Origin of the sequence: Nonomuraea cypriaca, from assembly GCF_015645445.1 — a bacterium.
In the GTDB taxonomy this organism is placed as follows: domain Bacteria; phylum Actinomycetota; class Actinomycetes; order Streptosporangiales; family Streptosporangiaceae; genus Nonomuraea; species Nonomuraea cypriaca.
Genome location: NZ_JADOGI010000292.1, coordinates 1 through 11338, shown reverse-complemented (window position 1 = coordinate 11338; position 11338 = coordinate 1). Strand labels below are relative to the sequence as shown.

Here is an 11338-nt window from a genome sequence, read left to right as displayed (position 1 = left end):
GGGCAGAGCCCCCCGCGGGGCTAGCTGATCTGACCGAAGATGTCGATCCGATCGCCCTCCACCAGGCTCACGATGGCGCGCTTGGTGTCGGGACGCTTGCCGAAACCGGTACGGGTCCGCTTGCGCTTGCCCTGCCGGTTGATCGTGTTCACGCTGGTGACCCTGACCCCGAAGATCTGCTCAACGGCGATCTTGACCTGAGTCTTGTTCGCGGTCTTCTTCACCAGGAACGTGTACTTGTTGTTCTCGTCGATCAGGCCGTAGCTCTTCTCAGAGACGACCGGCTTGATGATGACGTCGCGCGGGTCGGCGATCTTCTCCATCAGGCGTCTTCCTTCCCGCCACTCAGCCGCGCCACGACCTGGTCGTACGCCTCCTGGGTGAAGACCACGTCGTCGTGCACGAGCACGTCGTAGGTGTTGAGCTGCCCGGCGTCCAGCAGGTGGACCTCGGGAGCGTTACGCAGGCTCAGCCACGTCACCTCGTCCCCCTCGTCGACGACGAGGAGCACGCGCGGAGCCTGAGTGATCTTGCGCAGGGCCTCCAGGGCCGCCTTGGTCTTCGGGGTCTCCCCGGAAACCAGCGAGCTGACCACGTGGACGCGACCGCCGCCCGCCCGGTCGGAGAGGGCGCCGCGCAGGGCGGCCGCCTTCATCTTCTTGGGCGTCCGCTGCGCGTAGTCACGCGGAACCGGACCGTGGACGACGCCACCGCCGGTGAACTGCGGCGCGCGGGTCGAGCCCTGACGGGCGCGACCGGTGCCCTTCTGCCGGTACGGCTTCTTGCCGCCACCGGAGACCTCACCACGGGTCTTGGCCTTGTGGGTGCCCTGCCGGCGAGCGGCGAGCTGGGCCACGACCACCTGGTGGATCAGCGGAACGTTGACCTTGGCGCCGAAGATGCCTTCGGGCAGGTCAACCGTGCCGGCCTTGGCACCGCTGGCGTCGAGGACGTCGATGCTTGTCACTTCGCAGCCTCCTTCTTGGCAGCGGTGCGAACGAGGACCAGGCTGCCGTTGGCGCCGGGAATCGCACCCTTGATCAGGATGAGACCGTTCTCGGCGTCCACGGAATGAACCTTGAGGCTCTGCACAGTGGTGCGGACGTTACCCATCCGGCCAGCCATGCGTACGCCCTTGAATACGCGGCCCGGGGTGGCGCAGCCACCGATGGAACCCGGCGAACGGTGCTTACGCTGCGTGCCGTGCGACGCGCCCAGACCCTTGAAGCCGTGCCGCTTCATGACGCCCGCGAAGCCCTTGCCCTTGCTCTTGCCCGTCACGTCGACGAACTGGCCGGCCTCGAAGGTGTCGGCCAGCAGCTCCTGGCCCAGGGTGTAGTCGTTCGCGTCGTCGGTGCGGATCTCCGCGAAGTAACGGCGCGGGGTGATGTCGTGCTTACGCAGGTAGTCGCCGAGCGGCTTGTTGACCTTCCGTGGGTCGACCTGCCCGAACCCGAGCTGGATGGCGGAGTAGCCGTCCTTGTCGGTGGTGCGGACGCGGGTCACCACGCACGGACCGGCCTCGACCACGGTGACCGGCACCATCCGGTTGTCCGCGTCGAAGACCTGGGTCATGCCGAGCTTCTTGCCCAGGACGCCCTTGATCGTCTTAGCCATGTCAGTGCGTTCCCTCAGAGCTTGATCGAAATGTCGACACCCGCGGGGAGGTCGAGCCGCATGAGCGAGTCAACCGTCTTGGGGGTCGGGTCGATGATGTCAATCAGCCGCTTGTGCGTGCGCATCTCGAAGTGCTCGCGGCTGTCCTTGTACTTGTGCGGCGAGCGGATGACGCAGTACACGTTCTTCTCGGTCGGCAGCGGCACCGGGCCCGCGACCTTCGCGCCAGTCCGCGTCACCGTCTCGACTATCTTCTTGGCCGAGCTGTCGATGACCTCGTGGTCATAGGCCTTAAGCCGGATGCGGATCTTCTGTCCCGCCATAGTGGCCTCGGTGTCCTTCGCTGTCGTCTGAAAAAGTATCGTGCGGCCTTTTGCCGCCATGTCTGTGCAGGCCGGAGCCTGCGTAACCCCACGAGGCAGACGCGGTGGAGCTGCCTTTCTCTTCCGTGATCCGGCAGTGACTTCGGTCACACGGCCGAAGCTACTGCTGGATCACGGCGCTATGCGTGGAGCCTGTCCCAAGGAAAACCCGCTCATCGCGGATTTCCCCTGAGTACGTGGTACGGCGGCCGGTCCCGAGTGCCGGGGCCGACCGCCGCCCCAGCGGTCTAGCTACTTGATGATCTTCGTGACCCGACCGGCGCCGACGGTGCGGCCACCCTCACGGATCGCGAACTTGAGGCCTTCCTCCATGGCGATGGGCTGAATCAGCTCAACGCGCATTTCGGTGTTGTCGCCCGGCATGACCATCTCGGTGCCCTCGGGCAGGTTCACAACACCGGTCACGTCAGTCGTACGGAAGTAGAACTGCGGCCGGTAGTTGTTGAAGAACGGCGTGTGGCGGCCGCCCTCGTCCTTGGACAGGATGTAGACCTGGCCGGTGAACTCGGTGTGCGGGGTGGTCGTGCCCGGCTTGATGATGCACTGGCCGCGCTCGACTTCGTCGCGCTTGATGCCGCGGAGCAGCAGGGCGGCGTTGTCGCCGGCCTCGCCCGTGTCGAGCATCTTGTTGAACATCTCGATGCTGGTGACGGTCGTGGTCGTCTTCTCCGGCTTGATGCCGATGATGTCGACCTGCTCGTTGACCTTGACGACACCGCGCTCGATACGGCCGGTGACGACGGTGCCGCGACCGGTGATCGAGAAGACGTCCTCGACCGGCATGAGGAACGGCTTCTCCGTCTCACGCGGCGGCTCGGGAACGCTCTCGTCCACGGCGTTCATCAGCTCGACGATGCTGTCGGCCCACTTCTGGTCGCCCTCAAGAGCCTTGAGCGCGGAGACGCGGATGACAGGCAGGTCGTCGCCGGGGAACTCCTGAGCGGACAGGAGCTCGCGAACCTCGAGCTCGACGAGCTCCAGGATCTCCTCGTCGTCGACCATGTCGGCCTTGTTGAGCGCCACGACGATGTAGGGAACGCCGACCTGGCGGGCCAGGAGGACGTGCTCCTTCGTCTGCGGCATCGGGCCGTCAGTCGCGGCGACCACCAGGATGGCGCCGTCCATCTGGGCGGCACCGGTGATCATGTTCTTCACGTAGTCGGCGTGACCGGGGCAGTCCACGTGAGCGTAGTGACGCTTCTCGGTCTGGTACTCGACGTGCGCGATGGAGATCGTGATGCCACGAGCCTTCTCCTCCGGCGCCTTGTCGATCTTGTCGAACGGCGTAGCCGCGTTGAGCTCGGGGTAACGGTCGTGGAGCACCTTGGTGATCGCCGCGGTCAGCGTGGTCTTGCCGTGGTCGATGTGCCCAATGGTGCCGATGTTCATGTGCGGCTTGTTCCGCTCGAACTTGGCCTTGCCCACTGGTTCTCTCCTTGAGAATCTGACTGACTTTCGTCTACACACTCGGGCCCGGGAACTCCCGAACCCCTTGGCGGTGAGGTGGCCTCCACCACCCCACCAGGGACCAGGACAGAAGTCCTGGCCCGGTCCCGCGAGGGGACCGGACCGGAACTATTCGCCCCGGGCCTTCGCGACGATCTCCTTGGCGATGCCCGGGGGCACCTCCGAGTAGGAGTCGAACTGCATGCTGTAGCTCGCGCGCCCCTGCGTCTTGCTACGCAGGTCACCCACGTAGCCGAACATCTCAGACAGCGGCACGAGCGCCTGGATGACACGGGCGCCGGCCCGCTCGTCCATCGCCTGGATCTGCCCGCGGCGACCGTTGAGGTCACCGATGACATCACCCATGTAGTCCTCGGGCGTGGTGACCTCAACGGCCATCATCGGCTCGAGGAGTACGGCGTCCGCCTTGCGCGCGGCCTCCTTGAAGGCCATCGAGCCGGCGATCTTGAAGGCCATTTCGGAGGAGTCCACGTCGTGGGCCGCGCCGTCGGTCAGCGTAACCTTCACGCCGACCATCGGGTAACCGGCCAGCACGCCGAACTCGGCGGCCTCCTGAGCGCCCGCGTCGACCGAGGGGATGTACTCCCTCGGGACACGGCCACCCGTGACCTTGTTCTCGAACTCGTAGCCGTCGTTGCCTTCGCCGAGCGGCTCGAGGTTGATGATCACCCGCGCGAACTGGCCGGAACCACCGGTCTGCTTCTTGTGGGTGTAGTCGATCTTCTCCACCTTGCGGCGGATGGTCTCGCGGTAGGCGACCTGGGGACGGCCGACGTTGGCCTCGACCTTGAACTCGCGACGCATCCGGTCGACGAGGATCTCCAGGTGAAGCTCGCCCATGCCCCAGATGACCGTCTGACCGGTCTCCTCGTCACGGCGGACCTGGAAGGACGGGTCCTCCTCGGCCAGCCGCTGGATCGCGGTCGACAGCTTCTCCTGGTCGCCCTTGGTCTTGGGCTCGATGGCGACGTTGATGACCGGAGCCGGGAACGTCATCGACTCGAGCACGACCTGGTTCGACGGGTCGGACAGCGTGTCACCGGTCGTGGTGTCCTTGAGACCCATGACCGCGACGATCTGGCCGGCGTACGCCGCCGGGCGCTCCTCACGCTTGTTCGCGTGCATCTGGTAGATCTTGCCGATCCGCTCCTTCTTGCCCTTCACGGAGTTGATGACTCCCGTGCCGGTCTCGAGCGTGCCCGAGTAGATGCGGATGTAGGTGAGACGACCCAGGTGCTGGTCGCTCATGATCTTGAATGCCAGTGCGGCGAACGGCTCGGACGGGTCCGCGTGACGCTCGACGATCTTGTCCTCGTTGCCGACCGCGTGGCCCTTGAAAGCGGGGATGTCGGTCGGCGCGGGGAGGTAGGCGACGATGGCGTCGAGCAGGGGCTGCACGCCCTTGTTCTTGAACGCGGTGCCGGTGAGGACGGGGTTGATGGCGCCCGCGACGGTGGCGCGGCGAATGCCCGCGACCAACTGCTCCTCGGTGGGCTCGTTGCCCTCGAGGAAGAGCTCCATCAGCTCGTCGTCGTTCTCGGCGACGGTCTCGACCAACTTGTCGCGCCACTCGCGAGCGGCGTCGGCGTGGTCGGCCGGGATGTCGACGGTGTCGTACATCTCGCCCTTGGCCGCCTCCTCGCTCCAGACCAGGCCCTTCATCTTCACCAGGTCGATAACGCCCCTGAATCCAGACTCGACACCCCATGGCAGCTGAACGACGGCCGGGATGGCACCCAGGCGGGTGATCATCATGTCGACGCAACGGTGGAACTCCGCGCCGACCCGGTCCATCTTGTTCACGAAGCAAATGCGCGGGACGTTGTAGCGGTCGGCCTGGCGCCACACCGTCTCTGACTGCGGCTCGACACCCGCGACGCCGTCGAACACGGCGACGGCACCGTCGAGGACGCGGAGCGAACGCTCCACCTCGATGGTGAAGTCGACGTGACCCGGGGTGTCGATGATGTTGATGGTGTGACCGAGCCACTCACAGGTCGTCGCGGCAGACGTGATCGTGATGCCGCGCTCCTGCTCCTGCTCCATCCAGTCCATCGTGGCAGCGCCCTCGTGGACTTCACCGATCTTGTAGTTGATGCCGGTGTAGAACAGGATGCGCTCGGTCGTGGTGGTCTTGCCCGCGTCGATATGGGCCATGATCCCGATGTTTCGGACCTTGGCCAGGTCAAGAGCGGTCGTGGTGGCCACTTCTCTCGCGTCCTCGTCGTCTCGTCGAACCCGCCGGGGTTACCAGCGGTAGTGGGCGAAGGCCTTGTTGGACTCGGCCATCTTGTGGGTGTCCTCGCGCTTCTTGACGCTCGCCCCAAGGCCGTTGCTGGCGTCGAGGAGCTCGTTCATGAGGCGCTCGGTCATGGTCTTCTCGCGGCGGGCGCGGGAGTACTGCACCAGCCAGCGCAGGGCCAGGGTGGTGCTGCGCGCGGCGCGCACCTCGACAGGCACCTGGTAGGTCGCGCCACCGACACGACGGCTGCGAACCTCGAGGGTCGGCTTGACGTTGTCGAGCGCGCGCTTCAGGGTGACGACCGGGTCGTTGCCCGTCTTTTCCCTGCAGCCCTCGAGGGCGCCGTAGACGATCGACTGCGCGATGGAGCGCTTGCCGTCCAGAAGCACCTTGTTGATCAGAGCGGTCACCAGCGGCGAGCTGTAGACCGGGTCAGACATGAGCTGACGACGGCCAGGAGAACCCTTACGAGGCATTGTTAGCTCTTCTCCCTCTTCGCGCCGTAACGGCTACGGGCCTGCTTGCGGTTGCGGACACCCTGGGTGTCCAGCGAGCCGCGGATGATCTTGTAGCGAACACCAGGCAGGTCCTTCACACGACCGCCACGCACGAGCACGATGGAGTGCTCCTGCAGGTTGTGACCCACACCGGGGATGTAGGCCGTGACCTCGATGCCGTTCGTGAGCCGAACGCGGGCCACCTTGCGCAGTGCCGAGTTGGGCTTCTTCGGAGTCGTCGTGTAAACGCGCTGGCACACGCCGCGCCGCTGCGGACTCCCCTTGAGGGCAGGAGTCTTGGTCTTGGAGACCTTGTCCTGCCGGCCCTTACGGACCAACTGCTGAATAGTGGGCACTGCCACTCCGTTTCGTGCCTTGGCCGGTGTTACGTCAGTTGTCGTGCATTTCGCAGGTTCTGCCGGTGTCATGACCTGCTGGTCTTTCCCTGTCTCGGCGCCCCCGCGCTCGGGCGTGTCGCCACTTACACAGACACATCCGCGAGGATTACGAGCCAGGAAGCCGTCCCGCGCCCGTAATGAGCGCACAGTCGAGAGCCCGCATAGAGACGGGCACGATGCTCAAGAGTACCTAGGCCCCTGCGACACGTCAAAACGGCGCGACAAGGCGGGCAAGCCTTGCCACTCCGGATCGCCAGGGACCTATTTCATCCAGCCCATCTACAGCTCCACCGACATGATATAGGCCCCAGCACCCTTCCGTGGCCAGGACCGCGAACCCCGCACGGCGGCCGCGTGCCGGTGCCCGTCCGGCCTGGGAACACGGCCCACAGAGCGCCGTAACGGCGCCCAGCCCCGCGCAGGGTCAGAGGCCGTCTCCCTGGAATGCCCTCGGCCCGGTACGGCGTCTGGCGCCGCCACGGCGCCGCCGTAAAGGAAGAAAGGGGGCTCGGAACCGTGCGGCGCGAACAGGCGGGTTGAACGCGACGCGCCCGGGCCTCTTGATCGAGGCCCGGGCGCGTCACCTGAAGATGACTAAGAAATCACCTGTTGTACTGGCCGAAGTCGTATTCCTCGAGAGGAACCGCCTCGCCGCTACCGGTGCCGAAGGTGTAGTCCGCGGCGGAGCCGTCGTAGCCGCCGACGGTGTACATCGCCGCCTTGGCCTCCTCGGTCGGCTCCACCCGGATGTTGCGGTACTGCGGCATGCCGGTACCGGCCGGGATGAGCTTACCGATGATGACGTTCTCCTTCAGGCCCAGCAGCGAGTCGGACTTGGCGTGGATCGCCGCGTCCGTCAGCACCCTGGTCGTCTCCTGGAAGGACGCGGCCGACAGCCACGACTCGGTCGCGAGCGACGCCTTCGTGATGCCCATGAGCACCGGACGGCCGGCGGCCGGCGAGCCGCTCTCCGCCACCGTCTCGCGGTTCATCTGCTCGAAGCGCGGACGCTCCACGAGCTCACCGGGCAGCAGATCGGTGTCACCGGACTCCAGCACGTTGACGCGCTTGAGCATCTGCCGAACGATAATCTCGATGTGCTTGTCGTGGATCGACACACCCTGCGAGCGGTAGACCTGCTGGACCTCCGCCACCAGGTGCAGCTGCACGGCCCGCGGGCCGAGGATGCGCAGCACCTCGTTGGGGTTGACCGCACCGGCCACCAGCTGCTGGCCGACCGTGATGCGCTGGCCGTCCTGCACGAGCAGGCGCGAACGCATCGACACCGGGTACGCGACCTCCTCCGACCCGTCGTCGGGGGTGATCACGACCTTCCTGGTCTTGTCGGTCTCGTCGATGCGAGCCCGGCCCTCGGCCTCGGAGATCGGGGCGACACCCTTGGGGATGCGCGCCTCGAAGAGCTCCGTGACACGGGGCAGACCGTGGGTGATGTCGGCGCCGGCCACACCACCGGTGTGGAACGTACGCATGGTCAGCTGCGTGCCAGGCTCACCGATCGACTGGGCGGCGATGATGCCGACCGCCTCGCCGACGTCCACCAGCTTGCCGGTCGCCAGCGAGCGGCCGTAGCAGGTCGCGCAGACGCCGATCTTGGCCTCGCAGACGAGCGCGCTGCGGGTGCGTACGGTCTCGACCCCGGCCTCGACCAGCGCGGTGACGTGGTTGTCGTTGATGTCGACACCCGCCGGAGCGATGATCTTGCCGTCGACCTCGACGTCCTCGGCCAGGATGCGCCCGTGCACGTTGGACTCGGCGTTCTCCGCCTTGACCAGGTTGCCGGCCGGGTCCCTGTCGGCCACGTGCAGCGGGACCGCGCGGTCGGTGCCGCAGTCGATCTCGCGCACGATGACGTCCTGCGCCACGTCCACCAGACGACGGGTCAGGTAACCCGAGTCGGCGGTACGCAGGGCGGTGTCGGCCAGACCCTTCCGCTGTCCGTGGGTGGAGATGAAGTACTCCAGCACCGACAGGCCCTCGCGGAACGAGGCCTTGATCGGCCGCGGGATCGTTTCACCCTTGGTGTTGGACACCAGACCGCGGATGCCGGCGATCTGCCGGACCTGCATCTTGTTACCGCGGGCGCCGGAGTTGACCATCATCCAGACCGGGTTGGTCGCCGGGAAGGCGTTGACCATGTCGGTCTCGACGTCGGCCGTGGCGTGGGTCCAGATCTCGATGAGCTCCTGACGGCGCTCCTCGTCGGTGATCAGACCGCGCTCGTACTCGCGCTGCACCTTGTCGGCGCGGCGCTCGTAGTTCTCCATGATGTCCTGCTTGTTGGGCGGCGCGACGACGTCGTCGATCGAGATCGTGACGCCGGAGCGGGTCGCCCAGCGGAAGCCGGCGTCCTTGAGCGCGTCGAGCGAAGCGGCGACCTCGATCTTGGGGTAGGTCTCCGCCAGCTCGTTCACGATCGTGGACAGCTGCTTCTTGCCGACCTGGAAGTCGACGAACGGGTAGCTCTCGGGCAGCGTCTGGTTGAACAGGCACCGCCCGAACGTCGTCTCCAGCCTGATCGGGTCGCCCTGCTCCCAGCCCTCGGGCGCGACCCACTCACGCGGCGGCAGAACGTCCTTCAGCCGGATCTGGATCTTCGCCTGAATGTCCAGCTCACGACGGTCGAAGGCCATCTGCGCCTCGGCGATCGAGCCGAACACGCGGCCCTCACCCACCGCGCCGTCCTTCTGGGTGGTCAGCCAGTAGAGGCCGATGACCATGTCCTGGGTGGGCATCGTCACGGGCTTGCCGTCGGCCGGCTTGAGGATGTTGTTGGTCGAGAGCATCAGGATGCGTGCCTCGGCCTGGGCCTCAGCCGACAGCGGCAGGTGCACGGCCATCTGGTCGCCGTCGAAGTCCGCGTTGAACGCGGTGCAGACGAGCGGGTGGATCTGGATGGCCTTGCCCTCGACCAGCTGCGGCTCGAACGCCTGGATACCCAGACGGTGGAGCGTCGGAGCGCGGTTGAGCAGCACCGGGTGCTCGGTGATGACCTCTTCGAGCACGTCCCACACCACGGGGCGGGCGCGCTCGACCATCCGCTTGGCCGACTTGATGTTCTGGGCGTGGTTGAGGTCCACGAGCCTCTTCATCACGAACGGCTTGAACAGCTCCAGCGCCATCTGCTTGGGCAGACCGCACTGGTGCAGCTTGAGCTGCGGGCCGACGACGATGACCGAACGGCCGGAGTAGTCGACTCGCTTGCCCAGCAGGTTCTGGCGGAAGCGGCCCTGCTTGCCCTTCAGCATGTCGCTGAGGGACTTCAGCGGCCGGTTGCCTGGACCGGTGACCGGGCGACCGCGACGGCCGTTGTCGAACAGCGCGTCGACGGCCTCCTGCAGCATCCGCTTCTCGTTGTTCACGATGATCTCGGGCGCGCCGAGGTCGAGCAGACGCTTGAGGCGGTTGTTCCGGTTGATGACCCGGCGGTAGAGGTCGTTGAGGTCGGAAGTCGCGAACCGGCCACCGTCCAGCTGCACCATCGGGCGCAGGTCCGGCGGGATGACCGGGATGCAGTCGAGCACCATGCCGCGCGGCGAGTTGGTGGTGTTGAGGAACGCCGACACGACCTTGAGCCGCTTGAGCGCGCGGGCCTTCTTCTGGCCCTTGCCACTGCGGATGGTCTCGCGCAGGTTCTCCGACTCGACGTCGAGGTCGAAGCTGATCAGGCGGTCCTGGATCGCCTGCGCGCCCATGCCGCCCTTGAAGTAGCGGCCGAAGCGGTCACGCATCTCGCGGTAGAGCAGCTCGTCGCCCTCGAGGTCCTGGACCTTGAGGTTCTTGAAGCGGCTCCAGACCTCGTCGAGCCGGTCCAGCTCACGCTGGGCCCGGTCGCGCAGCTGGCGCATCTCGCGCTCGGCGCCCTCACGGACCTTGCGGCGCTGGTCGCCCTTGGCGCCCGCGGCCTCAAGCTCGCCCAGGTCGGACTCGAGCTTCTTCTGCCTGGCCTCGACGTCGGCGTCGCGGCGCTGCTCGATGTGCTGCCGCTCGACGGAGATCTTCGCCTCCAGCGAGGGCAGGTCACGCTCACGCATCTCGGTGTCGACCTGCGTGATCATGTACGCCGCGAAGTAGATGACCTTCTCCAGGTCCTTCGGGGCCAGGTCGAGCAGGTAGCCGAGGCGCGACGGGACGCCCTTGAAGTACCAGATGTGCGTGACAGGCGCGGCCAGCTCGATGTGGCCCATCCGCTCGCGACGCACCTTGGCGCGAGTGACCTCGACGCCGCAGCGCTCACAGATGATGCCCTTGAACCGGACGCGCTTGTACTTGCCGCAGTAGCACTCCCAGTCGCGGGTCGGACCGAAGATCTTCTCGCAGAAGAGCCCGTCCTTTTCCGGCTTGAGAGTCCGGTAGTTGATGGTCTCCGGCTTCTTGACCTCGCCGTGCGACCACTGACGGATGTCGTCGGCGGTTGCAAGACCGATCCTGAGCTCGTCGAAGAAGTTGACGTCTAGCATGTGTGCGATCTCCCCCTCAGACTTCTTCCACGCTGCTCGGCTCACGCCGGGACAGGTCGATACCGAGCTCCTCCGCGGCGCGGAAGACGTCCTCGTCGGTGTCGCGCATCTCGATCGACATGCCGTCGCTGGACAGCACCTCGACGTTGAGGCACAGCGACTGCATCTCCTTGATGAGCACCTTGAAGGATTCGGGAATTCCCGGCTCGGGGATGTTCTCGCCCTTGACGATGGCCTCGTAGACCTTCACACGTCC

10 protein-coding genes are annotated in these 11338 nt (G+C 66.0%); all 10 read right to left on the bottom strand.

Annotation, left to right across the window (positions count from 1 at the left end):
• Window positions 1-20: 20 nt before the first annotated feature.
• Window positions 21-323, bottom strand: a complete 303-nt coding sequence (gene rplW, locus ITP53_RS49230; RefSeq protein WP_207757524.1) for a 50S ribosomal protein L23 — start codon at window positions 321-323, stop codon at window positions 21-23.
• The gene (gene rplD, locus ITP53_RS49225; protein WP_195902387.1) at window positions 323-967 is read right to left on the bottom strand and encodes a 50S ribosomal protein L4; all 645 of its coding nucleotides are present in this window, start codon (window positions 965-967) and stop codon (window positions 323-325) included. The genes rplW and rplD overlap by 1 nt, the downstream gene beginning before the upstream one ends.
• Window positions 964-1617 carry a 50S ribosomal protein L3 gene (gene rplC, locus ITP53_RS49220; RefSeq protein ID WP_195902386.1) on the bottom strand — a complete coding sequence of 218 codons (654 nt, stop codon included), beginning with the start codon at window positions 1615-1617 and terminating at the stop codon, window positions 964-966. Before rplC ends, rplD begins: the two co-directional genes overlap by 4 nt.
• Before the next feature lie 14 nt (window positions 1618-1631).
• Window positions 1632-1940: a 30S ribosomal protein S10 gene (rpsJ, locus tag ITP53_RS49215; RefSeq protein ID WP_012887830.1), complete on the bottom strand. Its 309-nt coding sequence runs from the start codon at window positions 1938-1940 to the stop codon at window positions 1632-1634.
• 291 nt (window positions 1941-2231) lie between these two features.
• The gene (tuf, locus tag ITP53_RS49210; protein ID WP_195902385.1) at window positions 2232-3425 is read right to left on the bottom strand and encodes an elongation factor Tu; all 1194 of its coding nucleotides are present in this window, start codon (window positions 3423-3425) and stop codon (window positions 2232-2234) included.
• Between the two features lie 150 nt (window positions 3426-3575).
• Complete coding sequence (gene fusA / locus ITP53_RS49205) at window positions 3576-5624, bottom strand: elongation factor G (RefSeq protein ID WP_236052039.1); 2049 nt, start codon at window positions 5622-5624, stop codon at window positions 3576-3578.
• A 90-nt stretch (window positions 5625-5714) separates the two neighbouring features.
• Window positions 5715-6185 carry a 30S ribosomal protein S7 gene (gene rpsG / locus ITP53_RS49200; protein WP_043623423.1) on the bottom strand — a complete coding sequence of 157 codons (471 nt, stop codon included), beginning with the start codon at window positions 6183-6185 and terminating at the stop codon, window positions 5715-5717.
• Window positions 6186-6187: 2 nt separating this feature from the next.
• The gene (gene rpsL, locus ITP53_RS49195) at window positions 6188-6562 is read right to left on the bottom strand and encodes a 30S ribosomal protein S12 (protein ID WP_049572713.1); all 375 of its coding nucleotides are present in this window, start codon (window positions 6560-6562) and stop codon (window positions 6188-6190) included.
• A gap of 644 nt (window positions 6563-7206) precedes the next feature.
• Window positions 7207-11082: a DNA-directed RNA polymerase subunit beta' gene (locus ITP53_RS49190; RefSeq protein ID WP_195902383.1), complete on the bottom strand. Its 3876-nt coding sequence runs from the start codon at window positions 11080-11082 to the stop codon at window positions 7207-7209.
• A gap of 16 nt (window positions 11083-11098) precedes the next feature.
• Window positions 11099-11338 (bottom strand): DNA-directed RNA polymerase subunit beta (locus ITP53_RS49185; protein ID WP_195902382.1); only part of this gene is annotated, 240 nt, incomplete at its 5' end.

What these genes read in the sequence shown, in the direction of transcription:
- rplW (WP_207757524.1), bottom strand. Translation starts at nt 323, where the DNA reads ATGGAGAAGATCGCCGACCCGCGCGACGTCATCATCAAGCCGGTCGTC.
- rplC (WP_195902386.1), bottom strand. Translation starts at nt 1,617, where the DNA reads ATGGCTAAGACGATCAAGGGCGTCCTGGGCAAGAAGCTCGGCATGACC.
- rpsJ (WP_012887830.1), bottom strand. Translation starts at nt 1,940, where the DNA reads ATGGCGGGACAGAAGATCCGCATCCGGCTTAAGGCCTATGACCACGAG.
- fusA (WP_236052039.1), bottom strand. Translation starts at nt 5,624, where the DNA reads ATGGCCCATATCGACGCGGGCAAGACCACCACGACCGAGCGCATCCTG.
- rpsG (WP_043623423.1), bottom strand. Translation starts at nt 6,185, where the DNA reads ATGCCTCGTAAGGGTTCTCCTGGCCGTCGTCAGCTCATGTCTGACCCG.
- ITP53_RS49190 (WP_195902383.1), bottom strand. Translation starts at nt 11,082, where the DNA reads ATGCTAGACGTCAACTTCTTCGACGAGCTCAGGATCGGTCTTGCAACC.